The 23,048-nt window shown below is 66.4% G+C and carries 22 protein-coding genes; all 22 read left to right on the top strand.

Annotation, left to right across the window (positions count from 1 at the left end; genetic code table 11):
- Window positions 1-49 precede the first annotated feature (49 nt).
- The 22 genes from ABL838_RS01645 to ABL838_RS01540 all read left to right on the top strand — a co-directional run bounded on the left by ABL838_RS01645 (window position 50) and on the right by ABL838_RS01540 (window position 23,048).
- Complete coding sequence (locus ABL838_RS01645; protein WP_418123814.1) at window positions 50-1,030, top strand: Bug family tripartite tricarboxylate transporter substrate binding protein; 981 nt, start codon at window positions 50-52, stop codon at window positions 1,028-1,030.
- A gap of 29 nt (window positions 1,031-1,059) precedes the next feature.
- Complete coding sequence (gene hpaE / locus ABL838_RS01640; protein WP_418123812.1) at window positions 1,060-2,526, top strand: 5-carboxymethyl-2-hydroxymuconate semialdehyde dehydrogenase; 1,467 nt, start codon at window positions 1,060-1,062, stop codon at window positions 2,524-2,526.
- Window positions 2,523-3,497, top strand: a complete 975-nt coding sequence (locus tag ABL838_RS01635) for a Bug family tripartite tricarboxylate transporter substrate binding protein (protein WP_418123810.1) — start codon at window positions 2,523-2,525, stop codon at window positions 3,495-3,497. Before hpaE ends, ABL838_RS01635 begins: the two co-directional genes overlap by 4 nt.
- 3 nt (window positions 3,498-3,500) lie before the next feature.
- Complete coding sequence (locus ABL838_RS01630; RefSeq protein ID WP_184640402.1) at window positions 3,501-3,836, top strand: aromatic ring-opening dioxygenase subunit LigA; 336 nt, start codon at window positions 3,501-3,503, stop codon at window positions 3,834-3,836.
- Entirely contained in the window at window positions 3,833-4,660 is an 828-nt protein-coding gene (locus ABL838_RS01625; RefSeq protein WP_418123808.1) for an extradiol ring-cleavage dioxygenase, read from the top strand. The genes ABL838_RS01630 and ABL838_RS01625 overlap by 4 nt, the downstream gene beginning before the upstream one ends.
- Before the next feature lie 13 nt (window positions 4,661-4,673).
- The gene (locus tag ABL838_RS01620; protein ID WP_369660017.1) at window positions 4,674-5,081 is read left to right on the top strand and encodes a 5-carboxymethyl-2-hydroxymuconate Delta-isomerase; all 408 of its coding nucleotides are present in this window, start codon (window positions 4,674-4,676) and stop codon (window positions 5,079-5,081) included.
- A gap of 27 nt (window positions 5,082-5,108) precedes the next feature.
- Entirely contained in the window at window positions 5,109-5,912 is an 804-nt protein-coding gene (hpaH, locus tag ABL838_RS01615) for a 2-oxo-hept-4-ene-1,7-dioate hydratase (RefSeq protein ID WP_369660018.1), read from the top strand.
- A gap of 12 nt (window positions 5,913-5,924) precedes the next feature.
- A complete protein-coding gene (hpaI, locus tag ABL838_RS01610; RefSeq protein ID WP_369660019.1) occupies window positions 5,925-6,746 on the top strand; it encodes a 4-hydroxy-2-oxoheptanedioate aldolase in 822 nt (273 codons plus the stop codon).
- A 25-nt stretch (window positions 6,747-6,771) separates the two neighbouring features.
- Window positions 6,772-7,242: an ester cyclase gene (locus tag ABL838_RS01605; protein ID WP_184640412.1), complete on the top strand. Its 471-nt coding sequence runs from the start codon at window positions 6,772-6,774 to the stop codon at window positions 7,240-7,242.
- A 36-nt stretch (window positions 7,243-7,278) separates the two neighbouring features.
- Window positions 7,279-9,015: a dihydroxy-acid dehydratase gene (gene ilvD / locus ABL838_RS01600; RefSeq protein ID WP_184640414.1), complete on the top strand. Its 1,737-nt coding sequence runs from the start codon at window positions 7,279-7,281 to the stop codon at window positions 9,013-9,015.
- 37 nt (window positions 9,016-9,052) lie between these two features.
- On the top strand, window positions 9,053-10,048 hold the full coding sequence (locus tag ABL838_RS01595) for a Bug family tripartite tricarboxylate transporter substrate binding protein (protein WP_418123806.1): 996 nt from the start codon (window positions 9,053-9,055) through the stop codon (window positions 10,046-10,048).
- 145 nt (window positions 10,049-10,193) lie between these two features.
- Window positions 10,194-10,994, top strand: coding sequence for a class II aldolase/adducin family protein (locus ABL838_RS01590; protein WP_184640418.1), 801 nt, complete (start codon window positions 10,194-10,196; stop codon window positions 10,992-10,994).
- An 18-nt stretch (window positions 10,995-11,012) separates the two neighbouring features.
- A complete protein-coding gene (locus ABL838_RS01585) occupies window positions 11,013-12,002 on the top strand; it encodes a 2-dehydropantoate 2-reductase (RefSeq protein WP_418123805.1) in 990 nt (329 codons plus the stop codon).
- Between the two features lie 205 nt (window positions 12,003-12,207).
- Window positions 12,208-12,411: a hypothetical protein gene (locus ABL838_RS01580; RefSeq protein ID WP_026346788.1), complete on the top strand. Its 204-nt coding sequence runs from the start codon at window positions 12,208-12,210 to the stop codon at window positions 12,409-12,411.
- Between the two features lie 944 nt (window positions 12,412-13,355).
- The gene (locus tag ABL838_RS01575; protein WP_184640420.1) at window positions 13,356-14,540 is read left to right on the top strand and encodes a polysaccharide biosynthesis/export family protein; all 1,185 of its coding nucleotides are present in this window, start codon (window positions 13,356-13,358) and stop codon (window positions 14,538-14,540) included.
- The gene (locus ABL838_RS01570) at window positions 14,537-14,992 is read left to right on the top strand and encodes a low molecular weight protein-tyrosine-phosphatase (protein ID WP_418123802.1); all 456 of its coding nucleotides are present in this window, start codon (window positions 14,537-14,539) and stop codon (window positions 14,990-14,992) included. The genes ABL838_RS01575 and ABL838_RS01570 overlap by 4 nt, the downstream gene beginning before the upstream one ends.
- On the top strand, window positions 14,989-17,250 hold the full coding sequence (locus ABL838_RS01565) for a polysaccharide biosynthesis tyrosine autokinase (protein ID WP_418118747.1): 2,262 nt from the start codon (window positions 14,989-14,991) through the stop codon (window positions 17,248-17,250). Before ABL838_RS01570 ends, ABL838_RS01565 begins: the two co-directional genes overlap by 4 nt.
- A 269-nt stretch (window positions 17,251-17,519) precedes the next feature.
- Window positions 17,520-18,299: a sugar transferase gene (locus ABL838_RS01560; protein ID WP_418123800.1), complete on the top strand. Its 780-nt coding sequence runs from the start codon at window positions 17,520-17,522 to the stop codon at window positions 18,297-18,299.
- Window positions 18,300-18,430: 131 nt separating this feature from the next.
- A complete protein-coding gene (locus ABL838_RS01555; RefSeq protein WP_418123798.1) occupies window positions 18,431-19,531 on the top strand; it encodes a hypothetical protein in 1,101 nt (366 codons plus the stop codon).
- Window positions 19,528-20,676, top strand: a complete 1,149-nt coding sequence (locus ABL838_RS01550) for a polysaccharide pyruvyl transferase family protein (RefSeq protein ID WP_418123796.1) — start codon at window positions 19,528-19,530, stop codon at window positions 20,674-20,676. Before ABL838_RS01555 ends, ABL838_RS01550 begins: the two co-directional genes overlap by 4 nt.
- Window positions 20,677-20,697: 21 nt before the next feature.
- Entirely contained in the window at window positions 20,698-21,780 is a 1,083-nt protein-coding gene (locus ABL838_RS01545; RefSeq protein ID WP_418123794.1) for a glycosyltransferase, read from the top strand.
- Window positions 21,777-23,048, top strand: coding sequence for a hypothetical protein (locus ABL838_RS01540; RefSeq protein ID WP_369660026.1), 1,272 nt, complete (start codon window positions 21,777-21,779; stop codon window positions 23,046-23,048). The genes ABL838_RS01545 and ABL838_RS01540 overlap by 4 nt, the downstream gene beginning before the upstream one ends.

The raw sequence follows: 23,048 nt of genomic DNA, 5'->3' as shown, positions 1-23,048 counted from the left end.
CACCTTTTCCTTGCCATATCCAAAACCAGATCAGCGGAGACGACACGACATGATCACCGGCAGAAAGCTCCTCCAGTTCACCGCGGCCGCCCTGGCGCTGGCCGTCTCGGCCGCAGCCCTCGCGCAGAACGCCTACCCCGCCAAGCCCGTGCGCTGGGTGGTCGGCTACCCGGCCGGCGGCGGCACCGACTTCCTCGCGCGCACCGTGGGCGCGCAGGTCTCGCAGCAGATGGGCCAGCCGGTGCTGGTGGACAACCGCCCCGGCGCGGGCGCGATCATCGCGTCGGAGAACGTGGCCCGCTCGCCGGGCGACGGCTACACCGTGTTCTCCGCCGACAACGGCGTGCTGGTCTACAACCCCGCGCTCTACAGGAAGCTGCCCTACGACGCCGAGAAAGACTTCGCCCTCGTCGGCATGATGGGCCGCTCGCCGCTCATCATCACCGCCGCGCCCAATGCTGGCATCGCCGACGCGAAGGCGTTGCTGGCCGCGCTGAAGGCATCTCCGGGCAAGTACAGCATCGCGACGCCGGGCACCGGCAGCCCGCACCACCTCGCCTACGAACTGTTCCAGCGCGAAGCCGGCGTGTCGATGCTGCACGTGCCCTACAAGGGCGGCGCCCCCGCGCTGCAGGACCTGATGGGCGGCCAGGTCGCGCTGATGATGCTCGACCTGCCCAGCGGCGTGAGCGCGGTCAAGGCCGGCAAGGTGATCCCGCTGCTGGCCATGTCGGGCGAGCGTGTGCCGCAGCTGCCCAACGTTCCCACGGCCAAGGAGCTCGGCTTCGCCAACGTCGAGGCCTACACATGGCAGGGCCTCGTGACGCCCGCGGCCACGCCGAAGGAAGTGCAGGCGAAGCTGGGCAGCGAGCTGCAGAAGGCCATGGCCGACGCCAGCGTGAAGCAGAAGCTCTACGACGCCGGCTGGGAAGCACGCCCCGCCGACGCTACCGAAATGACGCGCTACGCCGATTCGGAGCGCAAGAAATGGCACGCGCTCATCAAGGCGCGCGACATCAAACTGGACTGAGTGAACCGGACCCTTTTGGACTTTTTTCCATGCAACAGATCGACCATCTCATCGGCGGCAAGTCCGTCAAGGGCTCGGACTACTTCGAGACCGTCAACCCCGCCACGCAGGAAGTGCTGGCCGAAGTCGCCTCGGGCGGCGAGGCCGAAGTCAACGCAGCCGTGGCCGCCGCGAAGGAGGCCTTTCCCAAGTGGGCCGGCATGCCCGCGCCCGAGCGCGCCAAGCTCATCCGCAAGCTCGGCGACCTGATCGCGAAGAACGTGCCCGAGATCGCGCAGACCGAGACCAACGACTGCGGCCAGGTCATCGCCCAGACCGGCAAGCAATTGGTGCCGCGCGCGGCCGACAACTTCTACTACTTCGCCGAGATGTGCACGCGCGTCGACGGCCACACCTACCCCACGCCCACGCACCTGAACTACACGCTGTTCCATCCGGTGGGCGTGTGCGCGCTCATCAGCCCGTGGAACGTGCCATTCATGACGGCCACCTGGAAAGTCGCGCCCTGCCTGGCCTTCGGCAACACCGCCGTGCTGAAGATGAGCGAGCTCTCGCCGCTGACGGCTGCGCGCCTGGGCGAACTGGCGCTGGAAGCCGGCATTCCGCCGGGCGTGCTGAACCTGGTTCACGGCTACGGCAAGGAAGCCGGCGAGCCGCTGGTGGCGCACCCCGACGTGCGCGCCATTTCGTTCACCGGCTCCACCGCCACCGGCAACCGCATCGTGAAGAGCGCGGGCCTCAAGAAGTTCAGCATGGAGCTCGGCGGCAAGAGCCCCTTCGTGATCTTCGAGGACGCCGACCTCGACCGCGCGCTCGACGCGGCCGTGTTCATGATCTTCAGCAACAACGGCGAGCGCTGCACCGCAGGCTCGCGCATCCTGGTGCAGCAGTCGATCTACGCCGACTTCGCCGCCAAGTTCGCCGAGCGCGCGAAGCGCATCACCGTGGGCGACCCGCTGGACGAGAAGACCATCGTCGGCCCGATGATCTCGCAGGCCCACCTGGCCAAGGTGCGCAGCTACATCGAGCTGGGCCCGAAGGAAGGCGCGACGCTGCTGTGCGGCGGGCTGGAAGCGCCCTCGAACCTGCCCGAGCGCGTGAAGAAGGGCAACTACGTGGCGCCCACCGTGTTCGCCGACGTGGACAACCGCATGAAGATCGCGCAGGACGAGATCTTCGGCCCCGTCGCCTGCCTCATTCCGTTCAGGGACGAGGCCCACGCCATCGAACTGGCCAACGACATCCAGTACGGCCTCTCCAGCTACGTGTGGACCGAGAACATCGGCAAGGCGCACCGCGTGGCCGCCGCAGTAGAGGCCGGCATGTGCTTCGTCAACAGCCAGAACGTGCGCGACCTGCGCCAGCCATTCGGCGGCACCAAGGCCTCGGGCACCGGCCGCGAAGGCGGCACCTGGAGCTACGAAGTGTTCTGCGAGCCGAAGAACGTGGCGGTGTCGCTGGGCTCGCACCACATTCCGCACTGGGGCGTGGCGTGAACGCGAGCCGCCGCGCGCTGCTGCAAGGCGCCGCCGCCCTGGTGGCCCTGCCTTCGCTCGCACGCGCGCAGGGCAGCTGGCCCGCCAAGCCGATCCGCGTGATCGTGCCCTTCACGCCCGGCGGCACCACCGACTTCGTCGCGCGCCTCGTCGGGACGGAGCTGTCGAAGACGCTGGGCCAGCCGGTGATCGTCGACAACAAGCCCGGCGCGGGCACGGTGATCGGCGTCGATGCCGCTGCCAAGGCAGCGCCCGACGGCTACACCTTCGTCTGCGTGGCCAACAGCTTCACGGCCAACCAGACGCTGATCCGCAAGCTGCCCTACGACACGCAGAAGGACCTGCGCCCCGTCGCGCTCATGGGCATGTCGGAGCACGTGCTCGCCACGCATCCGGGCAGCGGCCTGAAGACGCTGGCCGACCTGCGCAACGCCGCCAAGGCCAAGCCGGGCACGCTGAGCTTCGCCTCCTTCGGCAACGGCACCTCGGCGCATCTCTCGGGCGAAATGCTCAGGCTGCAGATGGGGCTGGACATCGTGCACGTGCCCTACAAGGGCCAGGGTCCGGCGCTCACCGACCTGCTCGGCGGGCAGGTGACGATGATGTTCGGCAACTGGCCCGAGTTCAGAGGCCACATCCAGAGCGGCAAGCTGGTGGCGCTGGGCATGGCGACCGCGCAGCGTTCGCAGTACGCCCCTGCCATACCCACACTGGCCGAACAGGGCGTTCCCATCGAGTCCAATTCGTGGAACGGCCTGCTGGCGCCCGCCGGTACGCCCGACGCCATCGTGCAGCGCATGAACGCCGAGGTGAACCGCGCGCTCGCGAGCCCTGCGGTGACCGAGGCCTTCCAGAAGGGAGGCATCGCGTCGCTGTCGGGCACGCCCGAGCGCTTCGCGGCCTTCATCCAGAGCGAGATCGCGAAGTACGCCGAGGTGATCCGCAAGGCCAACATCCAGATCGAGGGCTGAACCATGAGCCTCTATGCGATGCAGAAATTCCTCTTCGCGCTCAACCGCGAGCCCGAGGTGCAGCGCCGCTATGCCGAAGGCGGCGAAACGCGCGCGGCGCTGCTGGGCGCCTACGACTTCACCGAGGAGGAACGCGAGGCCATCGACGCCGGCGACATCGGCAAGCTCTACGTGCTCGGCTGCAACGGGCAACTGCTGATGCACTTCGCGCCGCTGCTGGGCATTCCGTGGGCCGACTACCTCGAAGCCATGCGCGAGGGCGTGCGCAAGTATGGTCCCGTGCGCGCCGGCATCTACGCAATGACGACAGGCACAGACGAAAAGGTGGCGGGCGTATGAGTCTCGTATTCGCAGGCGTGTGCAGCCACGCCCCCGGCATCACCGGCCGCGCGCACCTGGCCGACCCGGCCGTGAAGGACGAGTTCCACGCGCAGTTCCATCGTTTCGGCGAGGCGATGCGCGCGACCAAGCCCGACGCGGTGATCGTGATCGCCGCCGAGCACTTCGCGAACTTCTTCATGAACAACATGCCGGCCTATGCGATCGGCATGGCCGACAGCTACGAAGGCCCCATCGAGGATCCCAAGTGGCTGGGCATCGGGAAGCACCGTATTCCCGGCGACGCCGCGCTCTCGCAGCGGCTGATCCGCGAAGTGATGCAGACGGTGGACGTGGCCTACGCGGAGGAATGGAAGTTCGACCACGGCATCATGGTGCCGCTCAATTTCCTCACGCCGAAGTTCGACACCAAGGTCATCCCCGTGAACATCAACTGCCAGGGCCCGCCGCTCACGCCGCTGCACCGCGCCTGGGCCTTCGGCGAGGCCTTGCGCCGCGCCTGCGACAAGGTGCCCGAGCGCATAGCGCTGGTGGGCACGGGCGGCATCTCGCACTGGCCGGCCACGCCCGATTCGGGCAAGGTCAACGCCGAGTGGGACGCCGAGTTCATGCGCCGCTGGTGCGCCAACGACCGCGACGCCCTGCTCTCGCAGGACGACTACGGCGACGAGGCCACCTACCGCGAGGCGGGCCAGGGCGGCTTCGAGATCCGCACCTTCATCAGCGTGGCAGCGGCCGCGCGCGGCAAGGGCGAGATCTTCCACATGAAAGCGATCCCGATCTTCGCGGTGACCTGCACGGCCGCCGTGATGTCCGTCGAATGAAAGAGCAAAGACGATGCCGCACCTGGTGATCCTCTACACGCCGAACATCGAGGCAGAGACCGACATGCAGGCCCTGTGCCGCTCGCTGGCCGACACCATGCTCGCGCAGCGCGACGAAGCGGACAAGCCGGTGTACCCCACCGGCGGCACGCGCGTGCTGGCCTACCCCGCCGCGCACTACGCGGTGGCCGACGGCGAGGCCGACTACGCCTTCGTGTACCTCAACCTGCGCATGGCCGCGGGGCGCTCGGAGGCCGTGAAGAAGAGGGCCGGCGACGACCTGCTGGCGGCCGTGCGCGCGCACTTCGCGCCGATCTTCGACAAGCGCCACATCGGCATCACCCTGCAGATCGACGAAAGCCCCGGGCAGGTGTACGACGGCAAGCACAGCAACCTGCATCCGCTGTTCAACAAGAGCTGAACGACGACAAGAGAAAAACGGACCCACATGCTCTCCCAAGCCACCATCGCCCAACTGGCCGCCGAGCTGCACGAAAGCGAGAAGTCGCGCGTGCAGGTCGAGCACTTCTCCAAGCGCTTTCCCGAGATGACCGTCGAGGACGGCTACGCCATCTCGCGCGAGTGGGTCAAGACCAAGATCGCCGAGGGCCGCACCGTCAAGGGCCACAAGATCGGCCTCACCTCGCGCGCCATGCAGCAGTCCAGCCAGATCGACGAGCCCGACTACGGCACGCTGCTGGACGACATGTTCTTCGAGCAGGGCGGCGACATCCCGTTCAACCGCTTCATCGCGCCGCGCATCGAGGTCGAGCTGGCCTTCATCCTCGGCAGGAAGCTGCAGGGCCCGAACGTGACCATGTTCGACGTGCTCGCCGCCACCGACTACGTGGTGCCCGCCATCGAGATCATCGACGCGCGCATCGAGCAGTTCGACCGCCACACGAAGGCGCCGCGCAAGGTGTTCGACACCATCTCCGACAACGCGGCCAACGCCGGCATCGTCATGGGCGGGCGCCCCGTGAAGCCCGACGCGGTGGACCTGCGCTGGGTGAGCGCGCTGCTGTTCAAGAACGGCGTGATCGAGGAATCGGGCGTGGCCGCCGCCGTGCTCAACCACCCGGCCACCGGCGTGGCCTGGCTCGCGAACAAGCTCGCGCCATGGGACGAGTGCCTGGAGGCCGGCGAGGTGGTGCTGGGCGGCTCGTTCACGCGGCCCACGACGGCCGTGCCCGGCGACACCTTCCACGCCGACTACGGCCCGCTAGGCTCCATCTCGTTTCGCCTTGCCTGAAAGAAAACCGCCATGCACACACCCATCAACACCTTCAAGCAGGCCCTCGCGGCCGGCAAGCCCCAGATCGGCCTGTGGGTCGGGCTGGCCGACGGCTACGCGGCCGAGATCCTGGCCGGCACCGGCTACGACTGGCTGCTGGTCGACGGCGAGCACGCGCCCAACGACGTGCGCTCGGTGCTCGCGCAATTGCAGGGCATTTCCAGCGCATGGTCGGCGCAGGCCGAGGCCGACCGTTCGCACCCCATCGTGCGCATCCCGGTGGGCGACACCACGCTGATCAAGCAGTACCTGGACATCGGCGCGCAGACGCTGCTGGTGCCGATGGTCGACACTGCCGAGCAGGCCGCGCGCCTGGTGCAGGGCATGCGCTATCCGCCCGAAGGCATCCGCGGCATGGGCAGCGCGCTGGCGCGTGCCTCGCGCTGGCAGGCCTACCCCAACTACCTGCACGAAGCCAACGCGCAGACCTGCCTGCTGGTGCAGGCCGAGACGGTGGAGGCGATGAAGAACCTCGACGCCATAGCGGCCACGCCCGGCGTGGACGGCGTGTTCATCGGCCCGGCCGATCTGTCGGCCTCGATGGGCTTCGTGGGCCAGCCCAACCATCCCGAGGTGCAGGCGGTGATCGCCGACGCCATCGAGCGCATCCGCAAGGCCGGCAAGGCGCCGGGCATCCTCTCGACCACCGAGGAACAGGCGCGCAAGTGGCTCGCGGCCGGCGCACTGTTCGTGGCGGTGGGCGTGGACACGGTCGTGCTGGCGGCGGCAGCGAAGCAGCTGCTGGCGAAGTACAAGGCAGCGCCGGGCGCGGCCACACCCAACGGTTATTGATCTTCTTCACCCGGGAGCACTCGCCATGCAACGCACCACCCTCGCGGCCCTGGCCGCGGCAGCCACCCTGTTCCTCGCCGCCTGCGCGCCCATGGGCTCCGGCAGGCAGGACGCCACCGCCCAGCAGGAGGCCAACCGCCGTGCGGTGCTCGCCTTCTACGAGAAGGGCCTGAACCAGAAGGACGCCGACGCGGCGCTGCAGTACGTGGGCAACCGCTACGTGCAGCACAACCCGACGGCGGCCGACGGCCCCGAGGGCTTTCGCAAGTTCATCGCCTTCCTGCGCGAGAAGTTCCCGAATTCGCGCAGTGAAATCAAGCGCAGCTTCGTCGACGGCGACTACGTGATCCTGCACGTCAACGCGATCCGCGAGCCGGGCACGCGCGGCAGCGCCATCGTCGACATCTTCAAGCTCGAGAACGGGAAGATCGTCGAGCACTGGGACGTGGTGCAGCCGGTGCCAGAGACCGCCGCGAACAAGAACGGCATGTTCTGACCTCCTCCTGAAACCCAGCCAGCCCCACGCCAGCCGATGACCACGCCGACCGACCCGAACAGCAAGCGCTTCCGCTCCGCCACCATCCGCGAGGGCACGATCCGCGCGACCACCCGCAGCTTCCTGCACGCGCTGGGCCAGGACGACGAGGACATCGCGCGACCGCACGTCGGCGTGTTCCACACGGGCGGCGAGATGAGCCCGTGCAACCTCAACCTGCGCGAGCAGGCGCAGCACGCCAAGACCGGCATCTACGCCGGCGGCGGCACGCCCCACGAGTGCCCGGTGGTGTCGATCAGCGACGGGCTGACGATGGCGCACTCGGGCATGCGCTTCTCGCTGATCTCGCGCGAGCTCATCGCCGACAGCGTGGAAGCCTCCACGCGCGGCCACCAGTGGGACGGCATCTTCGCCATCGGCGCCTGCGACAAGAACCTGCCGGGGCTGATGATGGGCATGGTCCGCTGCAACGTGCCCAGCGTGTTCGTGCACGGCGGCTCGGCGCTGCCGGGCCAGATGCCGGGCCCCGACGGGCAGGACCTGAACGTGGTCGACACCTACGAGACCATCGGCAAGGTGCTGGCCGGCACCGCCACGCACGACGAGCTCGACGCGATGAGCCGCGCCTGCCTGCCCACCGCCGGTGCGTGCGCCGGGCAATTCACGGCCAACACCATGGGCATGGTGTCGGAGGCGCTGGGCCTGGCGCCGATCGGATCGAGCATGGTGCCGGCGGTGTTCAGCGAACGCGCGCCGCTGATGCGCCGTGCCGCGAAGACGCTGATGAAGGCGGTCATGGGCGACGGGCCGCTGCCGCGCGACATCGTCACGCGCAAGGCGCTGGAGAACGCCTGCGCCGTGGTCTCGGCCACGGGCGGCTCGACGAATGCCGCGCTGCACCTGCCGGCCATCGCGCACGAGGCGGGCATCAGGTTCCATCTCGACGACGTGGCCGAGATCTTCGCGCGCACGCCGCTCATCGCCGACCTGCGCCCGGGCGGCAAGTACCTGGCGCGCGACGTGTTCTACATCGGCGGTGCGGGCGTGATCCTGCGCACGCTGCTGGAGCAGGGTTTCCTGCACGGCGACGCCCTCACCTTCACCGGCCGCACGATGGCCGAGGAGCTGGCCGGCGCGCTCGCACCCGACGGCCGCGTGGTGCGCGAGGCCGGCAACCCGATCACGCGCGACGGCGGGCTGGCTGTGCTCAAGGGCAACCTGTGCCCCGACGGCGCGCTGCTGAAGACCGCGGGGCTGAAGACGCTGGTGCATCGCGGCCCGGCGCGCGTCTTCAACTCCGAGGAAGAAGCGCAGACGGCCGTGCAGAACCGCCGCTACGAGGCAGGCGACGTGATCGTGATCCGCAACGAGGGACCCAAGGGCAGCCCCGGCATGCGCGAGATGCTGGGCATCACCGCCCTGCTCTACGGCCAGGGCATGGGCGACAAGGTGGCGCTGCTGACCGACGGGCGCTTCTCGGGCGCCACGCGCGGCCTGTGCATCGGCTACGCGGGCCCCGAGGCGGCGGACGGCGGCCCGATCGCGGCGCTGCGCGACGGCGACATGGTGTCCATCGACGCACGGGCGGAAGCGCGCTCCATCACGGTCGACCTGACGGCCGGGGAAATCGCGTCGCGGCTTGCCGGACGTGAGGTAAACGCGGGGGTCGCGCGCGGCGGCCTGCTGGAAAAATATGCGCTCACCGTGCGCCCTGCCCACCAGGGCGCCGTGACCCACTCGGGCGCGGTCACCTGGCTGCGCGACGAGTCTTGATCGAACCCTCCACAACCACCGTCCGGAGAGAGACACCATGAGCTTCACGCGCCGCCAGATCCTGCAGACCACCAGCGCATCCGCCTTGCTGGCAAGCATCGGCCAGAACGTCTTCGCGCAGGCGACGACGAGCATCGAGACCGCCACCATCGTCACCGGCTTCGCGGCCGGCGGCACTTCCGACACCACCTGCCGGCGCCTGGCGACCAAGCTCGGCGGCGACTACGCGAAGACGGTGGTGGTGGAGAACCGCACCGGCGCCGGCGGCCAGATCGCCGTGGGCTACGTGAAGGGCAAGCCGGCCGACGGCAGCACCATCCTGCAGACGCCGACCTCGATCCTCACGATCTACCCCCACATCTACAAGAAGCTGCCGTACGACCCGATGGTCGACATCACGCCGGTGAGCCTGGCCTGCATCTTCGACTTCGGCTTCGCGGTGGGCCCGGCGGTGCCGGCCAGCGTGAAGAGCGTGCCCGAGTTCCTGGCCTGGGCCAAGGCCAACCCGGCGGGCGCCAACTACGGCTCGCCGGCCGCCGGCTCCACGCCCCACTTCATCGGCGCGCTGCTGGGCAAGAAAGGCGGCGTCGAGCTCAAGCACGCGGCCTACCGCGGCACGCAGCCGGCCATGCTCGACCTGCTGGGCGGCAACATCTCGGCCGTTTCGGGCCCGATCGGCGACATCACGCAGCACCTGCCCACGGGCAAGGTGCGCATCCTGGGCGTGTCGGGCGCCAAGCGCAGCCGCTTCGCGCCCGAAGTGCCCACCTTCGGCGAACAGGGCCTGAAGGACATGGCGCACAGCGAGTGGTTCGCCTTCTTCCTGCCGGCCAAGGCCTCGCCCGAGCTGGTGGCGAAGCTGAACACCGCGATGAAGAACGCGCTCGCGCAGAAGGACGTGATCGACGGCCTCGGCACCTTCGGCCTGGAAGCGATGTCCTCCACGCCGGCCGAGCTGACGGAACTGCTGAAGAAGGACACCGCCAAGTGGGCGCCGATCGTCAAGGAAGTCGGCTTCACGGCGGAGGGATAGGACCACCCCGTTTCTTGCCCGCTTCGTGTAGCCGAATCCCCCTGAAGGGGCAACACCGGCGGCCCGGCAAAGCCGGTTCCGCGGTGTTTCCCGCGAAGGGCGCCGGCCGGCGCGGTGGGCAAGCATCTAGATAGAAGGAACTGCCATGAACGCAATCGCCACCACCGCGCCGTCTTCCACGTCTGCGCTGGTCCATCCCTCGATCCACCCCGACGAGCGCGCCGCGCGCGAGGAGCTCGCGGCCTGCTATCGCGTGTTCGCGATGCTGGGCTGGACGGAGATGATCTACAACCACATCACGGTGCGGCTGCCCGACAGCGTGACTGGCGGCGAGAAGCAGTTCCTCATCAACCCCTTCGGCCTGCACTACAGCGAGGTCACGGCCAGCAACCTGGTGAAGATCGACCTGCAGGGCAAGGTGCTCGACGGTTCGTCGTACCCGGTGAACCCGGCCGGCTTCACGGTGCATGCCGCGATCCACGACGGGCTGGAGGGCGCGCACTGCGTGATGCACACGCACACCACGGCCGGCGTGGCCGTGGCCTGCCTGCAGGGCGGCCTGCAGCAGACCAATTTCTATACGGCGCAGTTGCACGACATGGTGGCGTACCACGACTTCGAGGGCATCACGATCCATGCCGACGAGGGCCCGCGCCTGCTCAAGAGCATCGGCGAGCGCAACGCGGTGATCCTGCGCAACCACGGCCTGCTGGCCTGGGGACAGACGCTGCCGCAGACCTTCGCGATTTTGTGGACGCTGCAGCGCGCCTGCGAGATCCAGATGGCCACCTTCTCCATGGGCCAGGCCATTCCGGTGAGCGAAGAGATCGCCCGGCGCTGCACGCGCGACGCGCTGCAGTTCAGCCCCGAGCACGGCGCGGGGCAGGACGTGTTCAACGCGCTGGTGCGGCAGGTGGACCGCATCGATCCCTCCTACCGCAACTGAACCGGAACGGCTTAGCTCATGAAGATCTGCATCTACGGCGCCGGCGCGATCGGCGGATGGATCGGCGTCGGCCTCGCGCAGGCGGGCGAACGGCTGAACGTGGTGGCGCGCGGCGCCACCCTGGAAGCACTGCAGCGCGACGGCCTCTCGCTGATGCGCGGCAGCGCGGGTGGGGAGGTGCGCACGCGCGTGCCGGTCAACGCGGTGGCCGACCCCGAGGCGCTCGGCGTGCAGGACCTGGTGGTCATCGCCGTGAAGGCGCCCGCGCTGGCCGGCGTGGCCGAGCGCATCGGACCGCTGATCGGCGCCGACACCGTCGTGCTGGTGGCGATGAACGGCGTGCCGTGGTGGTTCCTGAAAGGCGGCTTCGGCGGCGAGATCACCGGCCACCGGCTCGCCGCCGTGGACCCCGACGGGGCCATCGCGCGCGCGATCCCGTCGCGCAACGTGATCGGCTGCGTGGTGCATGCGAGCTGCTCGCTCGACGGGCCGGGCGTGGTGCGGCACCACTTCGGCAACGGGCTGATCATCGGCGAGCCTTCGGGCGAGGCCACGCCGCGCGTGCAGAAACTGCTGGCGCTGCTGAAGAGCACCGGCATCGACACCACGCTGTCGCCGCAGATCCAGAAGGACGTGTGGTTCAAGCTGTGGGGCAACATGACGGTGAACCCGATCAGCGCGCTCACCGGCTGCACCACCGACCTGATCATGGGCGACGACTACGTGCGCGGCTTCATCTCGGCGGTGATGCTGGAAGCCAAGGAAATCGGCCGGCGCATCGGGATCGAGATCACGCAGAGCCCCGAAGACCGGCACGAGATCACGAAGAAGCTGGGCGCGTTCAAGACTTCCATGCTGCAGGACGTGGAGGCCGGGCGCTCGGTGGAACTGGACGCGCTGGTCACGGTGGTGCGCGAACTGGGCGAACTGACGGCGGTGGCCACGCCCTTCACCGATGCGCTGCTGGGCCTGGCGCGGCTGCGCACGCGCAAGCTCGGGCTGTACTGAGTACCGAGCCGGTCCGCCGGCCAGAGTCAGGCCGCGCACAGGTTCGGCCCGCAGACTGAAGAAGAGACGGGGTGGGGTTGCGGGGGCCGCAAACCCTGTACCCCCGCTTTTCTTCTTGGGCTATCCTCTCGCCACTCAAAATGCACGTAGCGATTTATTACACACCACCAAGGCTGCCTGCATGTCCGAGAACAAGGGGAGACGGATGCGTTTGATCTTCATCGAGCTGCTGGTGGCGCTGGTGCTGCTGCCCATCAGCGGCCTGTTCTGGTGGTGGGCCTTCGGCATGGGCGGCCTCGCGGTGGCTGGCTTCGTGGTGGTTGCCGGCGGCGCTCTCTATCTGGTGGTGCGGGGCGTGCGCTCCGCCAAGAAGCAACTCGGCCACCCGGGCGACGACCGCGAAGAATGAGCGCGGGCCTGCAACGGGCCTGCCCGCCGCACCGGCGGCACAGAAACATTCGCATTCAATTCGCCGACGCTCGGCACAATATTTCTCCCTGATTCGCACCTTTGTGCGGCCCTGCCCGGCCGCCCATGAACTCTTTTTTCTGATTTATTCCGATCTTTGCGGCAATCCGGGCCGGTTTCAATGATCGAAATATGAAACATTCTCCGTCACCCGGAATTCCTGAAATTGCAGGGCAATACGAAAGTCTTGCCTGTCTCTGAGCAAATCGGAACCTGCACGGAATACGCGCCCAATTAGCCTGAAATTATTCCGGGCCCGATGGAACGGCATTGCACGTACTTGGTGCCCGAAGCCCCGGCGCAGGGCGCCCGATTTCAGGATTAATCAGAAAAACGTACTTCCGCGCCTGCCTCCGAGTTATGTACGGCCGCGACGCCGTTTCGAAGTAGTTTGTTGCCTCCGGCAGGCACATTGATGCTACCGCCCCACGGCTTGTCAGCCATCTCCTACTGGGACACATTTTTTTACAAAATTGAACGCAATATCAAAAACCCTATGGAACCTGACTTTGTGGAGCGAAAACCACAATCTCCCGGCTGTCCGGGGTAATAAATAGGTCGCAAGTTTCGGCTTTCCGGAGTGCCTGAAAAACAGGCATTCCGCACCCCCTTTCCCCAGTGAAAACAGGGCTGCGGGCAACTCGCCTCCGCATAACCCTGTGCATGGCGTGGTCGACGCACGAATAGACACGTCATTTGCGTCTACTCCACCAAAAAGTCGCCTTGCGAAGGCAGCGACAATTCGCGCTCTCGCTGGCTCGCCGATAAATCGCCGATGCCCGGATTAACTCTTCCTCAATAAAAAGAATTAACCGGCGCAATCGATGCAAATCAGGCTCGGGCTTTGCATGGGCAATCGCAGTTATTGAAATAACCAAGTTCGCAATGGAGTTCCATTTGTCACGCTACCTGTACCTGACGGGTTGGAGTGCCGCCCTCGCCGGGGCGTTGGCGCTTCAGGGCTGCGCGCCGGGCTTCGGCTCGGTGGCGGCCTACGAGCCCGACCAGAGTCCGGCGCCGGCCCTGTCGGCCGACGGCATGCCGGCCGAAGGGGGGCTGGTGCCGATCTCGCCTGGCCTCATCCGGGCGATGGCCGACGCGCGGCCGACGGCGGTGCCGCCGGACGTGAAGGCGCTGTTCGGCGAGGCGCCGGTCTACACGATCGGGCCCGGCGACGTAGTGGGCGTCGTCGTCTACGACCATCCGGAACTGCTGCCCCACGCCGGTGCGGTGATCTCCCAGCAGGTGGATCCCACCGGCATCAGCGTGGCGCCCGGCTTCATCGTCGACGCCTCGGGGCAGATCAGCTTCCCGTACATCGGGCGCGTGAAGATGCAGGGCCTGACCGAGATCGAGGCCTCCGACCTCATCGCCAGGCAGATCGCCAGGTACATCAAGGACCCGCAGGTGACGGTGCGCATCCAGTCCTTCAGGAGCCGCCGCGCCTTCGTCGAAGGCGAGGTGAATTCGCCGGGGCTGCAGATCTTCACCGACGTGCCGATGACGCTGGCCGAGGCACTCAACCGCGCGGGCGGCATCACGGCCGCCGGCGACCGCTCGTTCATCACGCTCACGCGCGGCGACAAGACCACGCTCATCGACCTGCCGAAGCTGCAGGACATCGGCGTCGGCGCCAGCCGCATCCCCTTGCACAGCGGCGACGTGGTGCAGGTGCGCAACCGCGACGAGAGCAAGGTGTTCGTGACGGGCGAAGTGCTCAAGCCTTCCGCGCTGACCATGCACAACGGCAGGCTCAGCCTCAGCGAGGCGCTGGGCGAAGCCGGCGGCGCGAACCTGGGCACCGCCAACACGGGGCAGATCTACGTCGTGCGCAACACCGGCGGCGGCAGCAATGACGCCGGCAGTGCCAGGAGCACGCCGGCCATCTTCCATCTCAACGCGAAGAACCCAGCCGCGCTCGCGCTGGCCGACCGCTTTCCGCTGCAGCCGCGCGACGTGGTCTACATCGACTCCGTGCCGCTGGTCACCTGGAACCGCGTGGCCAGCCTGATCCTGCCGGCGACGCAGGCGCTCTACAACACCGACCAGGTCTACATGAACCACCGATGAGATCCGTGCTGACCGTCTGCATCGGCAACATCTGCCGAAGCCCCATGGCCGAAGGCCTGCTCGCAGCAGGACTGCCGGGGCTGCGCGTGTTCTCCGCGGGCACCGGCGCGCTCGTCGGCCGGCCTGCGGACGCCACCGCGCGCAAGCTCATGCATGAGCGCGGCGTCGACATCTCGGACCACGTCGCGCAGCAGGTGAGCCAGCTGCTGTGCCGGCAGGCCGACCTGATCCTGGTGATGGACCGCGACCAGCGCCGCTACCTCGAGTCGACCTACCCCTTCGTGCGCGGCAAGGTGTTCCGCATCGCCGAGTTCGAGGGGCACGACGTGCCCGACCCTTACGGGAAGGACGAGGCCGCGTTCGAGCACGCCCTGGCGCTGATCGATGCCGGCGCGCGCGCGTGGATCGACCGCATTCTGAAAATCACGAAACCCGAGCAGCAACCGACATGAACGCACCCCAGCAAGCCGCGCTGCCGCTGCAAGCCATGGAAGAGGATGGCGATGGCATCAACCTGGCCGAGTACCTGGACATCCTGATCGACAACCGCTGGCTGGTCGCGGCCATCGCGCTCGTCGCCGTGCTGCTGGGCACGGCGTACGCCTTTCTCGGCAAGCCGGTCTACGAAGGCAACGTCGCCGTGCAGGTGGAAGACACCGGCAACTCAGCCGGAAGCTTCCTGGGCGACGCAGCCTCCTCCCTGCTGAGCGTGAAGACGCCGGCCGCGGGCGAAATCGAGATCCTGCGCTCGCGCGCCATCCTCGGCAAGGCGGTGGAGAACACCAAGCTCTACATCAGCGCGCGGCCGCGCTACGCGCCCTTCGTGGGGAGCTGGCTCGCACGCCGCGCCACCGAGCTGTCCGACCCCGGCTTCATGGGCCTGTCCGGCTACGTGACGGGCACCGAGAAGATCCTCGTGCCCAGGTTCGACGTGCCCGCCGACTTCGAGGACAAGCAGTTCACGCTGACCCTGGGCACCGACGGCCAATACGAGCTGAGCAACCCCGACATCGACACGCCGATGAAGGGCCGCGTCGGCACGCTGCTCGAGGCCAAGGTGCCGGGCGTTCCCAACGGCAGCCTGAGCCTGATGGTCACCAGCATCGAGGCCAGGCCCGGCGCGCAGTTCGTGCTCGTGCGCTCGTCCAGCCAGCTCACGCTGCTGGCGCTGCAGGACGCGCTCAAGGTCGTCGAGAAGGGCAAGCAGTCGGGCGTGCTCGACGTGAGCTGGAAGAACCCCGACCCCGAGAAGCTCACGCAACTGCTCAACGAGATCGGCCGGCTCTACGTGCGCCAGAACATGGAGCGCAAGGCCGCCGAGGCCGAGAAGACGCTGGGCTTCCTCGACGGCGCGCTGCCGCAGTTCAAGAAGCAGCTGGAGCAGTCGGAAGACATCTACAACCGCTACCGCAACCAGAACGGCACCGTCAGCCTCGACGACGAGGCGAAGAACGCGCTGACGCAGACGGTCGACCTGCAGTCCAAGCTGCTGGAGGCCGAGCAGAAGCGGCGCGAGCTCACGTCGCGCTTCACGAACGAGCACCCCAACGTGCAGACGCTCGACGCGCAGGTCGCCGCATGGAAGAGCGCGCTCGCTACAGTCGACGCGCGCATCCGCAAGATGCCCGAGCTGCAGCAGAACACGGTGCGCATGCAGCGCGACATCAAGGTCAACACCGACCTCTACGTGTCGCTGCTCAACAGCTCGCTGCAGATGCGGCTGGCCAAGGAAGGCAAGGTCGGCAACGTGCGCCTGCTCGACGAGGCCATCGTTCCGGAAGAGCCGGTGTGGCCGAAGCGGCCGCTGGTGATCGCGCTGGCGGCGATCCTCGGGCTGGCCGCCGGCTTCGGCGCGGCGGTCGCGCGGAGTTCCTTCTTCGGCGGCATCCGCAATCCGGCCGAGATCGAGAGCCATACCGGCCTCAACGTCTACAGCAGCGTTCCGCTGAGCGCCGCGCAGCGCACCATCGACAGGAACATCGAGAACAAGGTGGCCGGCAAGCACGTGCTGGCGCACCTGCAGCCGGAAGACCCGGCGGTGGAAAGCCTGCGCAGCCTGCGCACCGCGCTGCAGTTCGCGATGCTGGAGGCGACCAACAACCGGCTGCTCATCTCGGGCGCGACACCCGGCGTTGGCAAGACCTTCGTCTCGGTCAACTTCGCGGCGATCACCGCGGCCACCGGCAAGCGGGTGCTGCTGATCGACGCCGACCTGCGCAAGGGCCGGGTCAGCCAGTTCTTCTCGATTCCGCGCTCATCCGGCCTGTCGGAGCTGATCGCCGGCACGCTGGACTTCAAGCAGGCCATCCGCCCTGGCGTGCTGCCCAACCTGGACATCATGACGACGGGGGTGCTGCCGCCGAATCCGGCGGAGCTGCTCACCAGCGAGTCCTTCGTTCAGGTGCTGGAACAGCTCTCGCCGCTGTACGACCTGGTCGTCATCGACACCGCCCCGGTGCTGGTGGCCGCCGACACCGCCTCGGTGGCGCCGCTGGCGAGCACCCTGCTGCTGGTGGCGCGCGCCGAGAAAACCCAGCTCGGCGAATTGAATGAAACTGTCAGAAGGCTCGCCCATGCGGGCAGAACGGTAAATGGCGTAATTCTGAATGCTATTGATTTAAGCCGCCGCCACGCTGGAAGCGGGGGTTACAAATATGGCGCTTACAAGCAGTTGCAATACACATACAATACCAACAGGGATTCCACTTAGACCGCCTGAATTGGAGTTAAATTCAAAATCATGCGGTGGGCCTCCAACCTCCCGCATCGATTAAATACTCAAATAGTATTCAGCATAAAAAGGCACTACAAATGATCTTTAATTCATTGGTACTGCCTTCATCGAGTCATTTGGCCGCGCAATAGTTTCTGCATCGCAGACGCTAAAGAGGCATTTGTGCGGGTAGTGTCGGCCAAAAACACAGGGCCATAACCGAGGATCTGCGGGCAATTGCCCGCATGAGGAAAGGTGCGTCAAAAATGAAAGCATTTCGACGGGAAATCTTGTCGCGCTTCAAACCCGGATGGAAAAATCCCATGGGAAATCTCCATCCCGAAGAATCGCTCGTACCGCAGGGCTGGGACCTTGCCGACGCAGGTGCCGAAATGTCCCGCGGCGGATCGCAATCCGGAATCAACCATTCCCCATTGCTGAAGGTCGCGAAAAGATCGGTGGACATCGGCGCCGCTCTTTTTTTCTTCATCGCATTCGGCTGGCTTTTCGTATTGCTCGGACTGTGCGTCTTCGCGAGTTCGGGAGCACCGGTGCTCTATTACCAGCCGCGGTACGGGAAGAACGGGCGCGTATTCCGCTTCTACAAATTCCGCTCGATGATCGCCAATTCGGCGCAGGTGCTGGAAGAGCACCTGAAGAACAATCCCGACGCGCGCCGCCAATGGGACGAATACCAGAAACTGGACGACGATCCGCGCATCACCCGTTTCGGCAAATTCATCCGCAAGACCAGCCTCGACGAATTGCCGCAATTCTGGAACGTGCTGGTGGGCGACATGAGCCTGATCGGCCCTCGCCCCTGCATGCTGGAGCAGAAGGAGCTCTACGGCCACAGCTGGTCGCACTACTGCGCCGTGCGGCCCGGCATCACCGGCCTCTGGCAGGTCAGCGGGCGCAACCAGCTGACCTACAACGCGCGCGTCGCGCTCGACGTGAGGTATGTCGAAACCCTTTCCGTCGGGAAGGACGTGGACATCTTCTTCAGAACCATCTGGGTGGTTGCCGCCGGTCACGGGTCGCGGTGAATTCCACCGCCGGTCCCGGGTGACCGGCTCCGGCCGCGCCGGCCGGAGTACGCCTTTCACGAAGTCCACGCCACAGGGCCGGACAGAACTTCTTTCGCTTTGGAATTGATCGGATCGGAATCCACATGCCGATGAGCCACGCCATTCCCGCTCCGGCGGCGCCGGCACGGGCACCCGCGACGACAACGACAGGAAGAAGGGGCACGCGCCGCTTCAACCAGTACTCCGTTGCCGGGGTGCTGATCGTGTTCGTCTACGTGATCATCTATGCGTATTTCCGGGAAATGCTCCCCGAGAAATGGAGCGTGGACTCGGCGAAGATCCTCGAGATCCTGAATTATGGCGGAACGGACGAAATGGACAATTCGTTCGCCGTCACGGCCGCGCTTTTCAGCATCATCGGGTCGGACAATCTCGACGTTTTCACCTGCATCAGCAGCGCGATATTTCTTTTCTTCGCGACACGCAATATCCGCCGGGCCGGCGATTTCTTCTCCAGGCTGCTGCTGATCGCGCCTTGCATCATGCTGAACATGTTCGCACCGTCGAAGGAGACGGTGGTGCTCATCATGACCATGTGCATCACGGTGACGACGATCTATTTCCGCACCTCCAGATTCCTCACCGTCGGCGCATTTCTCGGCCTCTACGCAATCTACGGAGTTTTCGTCCGGAATTATTATTTGCTGATCGTCGGCGCATTCTTCGCCGTTCATTATCTCTGGCAGCGGCCGCTCAAATACCATTTCCTGGCGGCAATCCTGGCTGCCGGCGCGATCATGGCGGCACCCTCCAATATCCTGCAGACGCTGCAGTCGCCGCGCGACACCTCCAATGCCTATGCGGAGCAGATCGGCAGCGACAACCGCACGGCCTTCACCAATATCGCCTCGCCCGCCACCGGCCCGGGATTTCTGGTGAATTACGTGTACGCCGCGACGGTGCTGATCACGCCCGTTCTCTATTTCCAGACACCTAGCGACGCATTCATGCAATTGATGATCGCGGCGATGCTGATCATCCTCTACAAGGCGCGGCGATGGTCGAAGCGCGATCCGACGCAATTCGAGCCACGCTTCTTCGGAAGTCTTTTCGTCGCGCACATCCTCGTTCAATTGATTTTCGAACCGGACCTCGGCAGTTTCACCCGGCATCTGACCTCCGTGATGCTCTATCTGATCGCCATCAAGGTCGCGGGAAATAAAAGGCTTATTCCGGGTATTCAAAGATGAAAAAGATCCTGATCTGCGCGGTGCCGTTCAGCGACAACCTCGGCGACGGGGTCATCGCGGCCTCGCTGGCCCATATCGCGGCCATGAAGTATCCCGACGCGAAGGTCGAGTTCCTCGACATCGCCGGGCGCGTGGCCTTCGACGAATCCAACCTGCGCGGCGGCGGCGCCTTCGGCGTCTTCCAGAAGCTGCCTTCGCTGCTGCGTTCGGCAATCGTTTTCGCCTACTGCCTGAAGAACTACCTGCTGAGCTGGCGCAGGCAATGGCAGGCGGCGGTGGCCGATGCCGACCTGGTGCTGATCGGCGGCGGGCAGCTCTTCTGCGACGTGGCACTGAATTTCCCGTCGAAACTCTTCTTCCTGGGCCGGCTGCTGCGCGGAAAGAGAGTGGCCGTGGTGTCGGTCGGCGTTACCGGCAAATGGTCTTACTGGGGACAGTGGCTCGTCGGCAAGTTCCTCCAGAACGCCGCGCCGGTCTTCTACGCGACGCGCGACGTGGATTCGGCAAACAACCTGCACGCCTTCTTCCGCATTCCGCGCAGCCGCATCAACGTGGTGCCCGATCCGGCGCTGGTCTGCGCGAGCGCCTTCTCGGAAGAACTCTCCCCCGAGAAGAAGTGGGACGTGGGCATCTGCGTCAGCAGCCTCGACGCGCTGGTGATGAATTCCGAATACGGGGGCAAGCGAGCCGGCGGTTCGGCCGAATTCTTCTCGGGCCTCGCGCAGGCATTGCGGGCCGAGGGCGCGCGGGTGCTGTACTTCACGAACGGCGCGGCGGAAGACAACCGGGTGCTCGCCGAGATCTCCGAGCGCACCGCCGCCGCGGACGACTTCTCCTTCGCCGTGCCGAAGCGCCCCGACGATCTGGTCGCGCTGATCAGCGCCTGCTCCTGCATAGCGGCGCACCGGCTGCACGCGAACATCGTCGCCTACAGCCTGAGCATCCCGTCCATCGGCATGAACTGGGACAAGAAGGTCGAGTCCTTCTTCCGGCTCACGAACCGCACCGAGTTCCTGTTCGGCCTCTCGCCGCGCCATGACGAGCTGAAGGCCAGCGTGCTGAACCTGCTTCGCGAGCGCAACGACCCGCACCGGCTGGGCGAGCTCCAGTCCGAAGTCATCGCCGGCACCCACGCACTGATCTGAGCAGCGAGGAGCGAGAAAGCCATGAAAGTCCTGCACGTCGCGGAAACGCTCAAGGGCGGGCTGGAGACCTATCTCCGGATCGTCTCGAACTTCCAGCGCAACTCGCCGGAGATCAGCCAGGTGAAGTTCATCCTGCCCGGGCAGGTCGACTGGCTGGGCCCCGAGAACGCGCACGTGGTGCCCACCGCACGCAGCCCGCTCTCGCTGGTGGGCTATGCGAAGCGGGTGAAGAAGATCATCGAGTCGGAGCGGCCCTCGGTGCTGCACCTGCACAGCTCGATCGCCGGCGGCATCGTGCGCTCGATGGCGCTGCTGGGCCAGATACCGCGCGAGGTGAAGATCGTCTACTGCTCGCACGGCTGGGCCTTCGACCAGGCAGCCTCGCGCTACAAGAAGTCGGCCTACCGCTGGATCGAGCGGCTGCTGTCCTCGCGCAGCGACGCCATCATCTGCATCAGCCGCCACGAGGTGCGGATCGCGGCCGAATCGGGCATCAGGCGCTGCACCTGCATTCCCAACGGCATCGATTCGGTGAACCCGGCGCCAGCCCCCGCTTTCGAGCCGCCGCCCGCGGACGCCGGCAAGCCCGCGCCGCGGACCATCCTGTTCGTCGGCCGGCTCGACCGCCAGAAGGGCATCGACCTGCTGCTCGACGCCTACGCCCGCGTGCGGCCCGACTTCAGGCTGATCGTGGTCGGCGACGCGGTGCGCAAGGACCTGCAGCTCGCGCAGCCCGAGCGGGTCGAGTTCAAGGGGTGGCTCGAGAAGGACGCGCTGGACGCGGTCTACCAGTCCTGCGACGCCATCGTCGTGCCCTCGCGCTGGGAGGGCTTCGGCCTCGTCGCGGTCGAGGCCATGGCCAGGAGCAAGGCCGTCTTCGCGTCCGCCGTCGGCGGCCTCGTGGACATCGTCGAGAACGATCGCAGCGGCCGGCTCTTCGAGCTGGAGCACATCGACCAGATGCTGCGCGAGATCGACCGCATGCCCGTCGAGACCCTGCGCCAGATGGGCCGGACCGGGCGAAGGATCTTCGAGGAGAAGTTCACTTCGCAGCGCATGAACACCGCCATCGTCGATCTGTACAAGGAGTCGGTACTGCCATGAAGAAGACCATCACCAGCCTGCTGGGCGCCCTGCTCTTCGCCGCAGCGCCGATCGGCCCGGCCCACGCGCGAGGCATCGGCACCCTGAGCTCCGAATACCCGGTTTCGCTGAGCGTGCAGATCGACCCCGCGACCATCACCGACGAGGACCTGCACGAGATCCGCGCCGCCGGCTTCGAGTTCGTGCGCTTCGGCGTGCGTCCGCCGATCAAGAGCGTGAACCCCGCGATGACCGACTATCCGAAGCTGATCCAGCGTGTGCGCAAGGCGAAGCTCAACGCCATCGTGACGCTCTTCGGCGGCAAGGAGATCTGGGGCCACGAGCCCGGCGACATGCGCAGCGGCGGGGGCGGCGACACCGCCAGCAAGGAGAGCCGCTTCGCCGACTTCGCGGCCGGGTTCATCAAGGCGCACTCGGCCGACGTCGCGGTCTGGGAAGTGTGGAACGAGCCCGACAACAAGACCTTCCTGCAGCCCGCCCTGGTGCCGGACTTCGGCGCCGCCTCGTCGGCGCTGTGCGAGAAGCTCGCGCAGCAGCAGATCCGCCCGGACATCATCGTCGGCTTCGGCTTCGCGAAGCTGCCCTTCGTCGGCGGCAGTGCGGGGAAGGTGCCCTCGGAGCTGGAAGATGCCTTCGTCTCGGCCGCGCGCAGCGACTGCCTGACGGACATCTCCATCCACCCCTACCGCTCCGTGCCCGAGACCGCGCTGGCCGACTACCAGAAGCTGCGCGCGCAGCTCGACCGCCGCCAGCTGAACAAGACCGGCATCGTCGCCTCCGAATGGGGTTACGCCTCGTACATGCCCGTGCGCAACCAGGGCGCGCAGGCGTCGCTGATCTTCAGGGAGTACCTGATCAACGCCGCGGCCGGCATCAAGCTGCTGAACCTCTATTCGTGGCGCGACCGCGGCCAGTCGTACTTCTCGAAGGAAGACAACTTCGGCATCAAGTCGAAGGCGGGCGAGAAGAAGGAGGCCTACTCGGCGCTCACCGAGTTCCTGAAGATCGCGCGGCACTCGCAGAAGGTGTCCTACGACGACGCGCGCGGCGCGAGCCGGCTGGTGCTGCGCCGTGGCGAATCGATGCTGCACGTGGTCTGGACGCAGGGTGCGCAGCAGAGCGTGTCGGTGCCCGCGGGCGCCGGCGCGAAGTGCACCCGCGTCGACTTCTTCCCGCAGATGCGCGAAGGCAGCTGCGGCAGCCGTTCGGGCGAGGGCTTCACCGTGAAGGCGACCTCCAGTCCGGTCCTGCTTTCCATCTCGGGCTAG

The organism is Variovorax sp. 160MFSha2.1, assembly GCF_048305075.1.
Lineage (GTDB): Bacteria > Pseudomonadota > Gammaproteobacteria > Burkholderiales > Burkholderiaceae_C > Variovorax > Variovorax guangxiensis.
This window is presented reverse-complemented; position numbering and strand designations above follow the sequence as displayed.